The following is a 1,337-nucleotide window of genomic DNA, read 5'->3' as shown; positions in this document are numbered from 1 at the left end:
TGCAAGATATATTTCAGATAAAAATGATTATTTTTTCAATTATAAAGGATTCTTAAAATATTTTGATATTAATAAAATTATTATAATGCTTGAAGAAAGCAATAATTTAGAAAAACGTAAGTTAGCGGAAGCAATTTTTAGTAGATATTCATTTAGCAATGTTAAAGATTACTTTGAAGGAGATAAAGAATATATAGAAGATTTAATTTCAGGATTAAATAGTTTAAAATGTGATGATAAGATTGGAAAATTTAATATAAAGATATTTATTAATTGGTTAAAATCAGTTTTAGAGCATTTAAATTAATTTAAAAATCCATATCTAAAAGATATGGATTTAAACTTTATCTATATAATATTTTTAGCATAATTAAAACGGCATATCTCCATCATCTACAGGAGTTAAATCATCATCAAACCCACTAGAGATTTGGCTATTATTTTGTCCGTTAGTATTGGTATTTCCTTTTCCGCCGATAAATTCAAAATTTTCAACTACTACATCAGTAGTATATCTCTTAGAGCCATCCTGTGCATCATATGAGCCAGTCCTTAAACTTCCTACTAATGATATTTGTCTTCCTTTTGTAAGGTATTGTGCTATAGTTTCAGCTTGTTTTCCGAATGAAACACAGTTAATAAAATCAGCTTCATCCCTCTTAAATTGTCTTGTAACAGCTAATGAAAATCTAGCAACAGCATTACCACTTCCAGCAGCAAATCTTAATTCAGGGTCTCTTGTAAGTCTACCAACTAAAATAACTTTATTCATCAATTAACACGTCCTTTTATCATTTGTTATTTCCTATATATACATTTTATAACACATAAATCCATATATCAAAAATTTACAGAACTATTTTGGACAGTTGAAAATATCCCATGCTGGAATTAAAGGGTACTGAGAATAAATTGAATTTATAATATCTATATTAACTTTTCTACGCCCTTTTATAAAATCATTTAGTTTATTTCTAGGAATACCAGTACTCTTCGAAATTTCTGATTGAGATAAATTAATTTCTATTAAAATTTCACTAGTTGTAATTGTTTTATCTTTAATTTTATGTAATAATTCAAAAGTCATTTTACATTGATAGATTTCAACTATATATATAGTGTCTAAAATTTTCAATATTTTATTGAATTCATTAAGATCTATTTCATTCTTAAATTTTAACTCTAATAGTTTTAAATTTCTTTCATATTCTATTTTATAATTATCAATTATAGAAATCTTTTTTAATTCATTTACTAAAGACTGTATATCAACATTATAGAATAAAAGAGTTATGCAATTATCAACTAAATTCTCTCTTTTATATAAAGTTATTAAA

General features: G+C 24.2%; 3 protein-coding genes. 1 reads left to right on the top strand and 2 read right to left on the bottom strand.

Going from position 1 to position 1,337, the window contains the following annotated elements; genetic code table 11:
• On the top strand, nucleotides 1–307 hold a 307-nt coding region (locus tag CLTHE_RS16835), incomplete at its 5' end, for a hypothetical protein (RefSeq protein ID WP_158082755.1).
• A 63-nt stretch (nucleotides 308–370) separates the two neighbouring features.
• Here the strand turns inward: CLTHE_RS16835 and CLTHE_RS15795 are convergent.
• Both CLTHE_RS15795 and CLTHE_RS16830 read right to left on the bottom strand, forming a co-directional pair.
• Complete coding sequence (locus CLTHE_RS15795; protein WP_002599656.1) at nucleotides 371–772, bottom strand: single-stranded DNA-binding protein; 402 nt, start codon at nucleotides 770–772, stop codon at nucleotides 371–373.
• 84 nt (nucleotides 773–856) lie between these two features.
• Nucleotides 857–1,337 (bottom strand): hypothetical protein (locus tag CLTHE_RS16830; protein WP_207651216.1); only part of this gene is annotated, 481 nt, incomplete at its 5' end.

It is taken from the genome of Clostridium thermobutyricum DSM 4928, assembly GCF_002050515.1.
Lineage (GTDB): Bacteria > Bacillota > Clostridia > Clostridiales > Clostridiaceae > Clostridium > Clostridium thermobutyricum.
The sequence above is the reverse complement of the archived record's forward strand: the minus strand, read 5'-3'. Positions and strand labels throughout refer to the sequence as shown.

Excerpts from the sequence above, each read along its gene's own strand:
- CLTHE_RS15795 (WP_002599656.1), bottom strand. The coding sequence starts at position 772 with ATGAATAAAGTTATTTTAGTTGGTAGACTTACAAGAGACCCTGAATTA.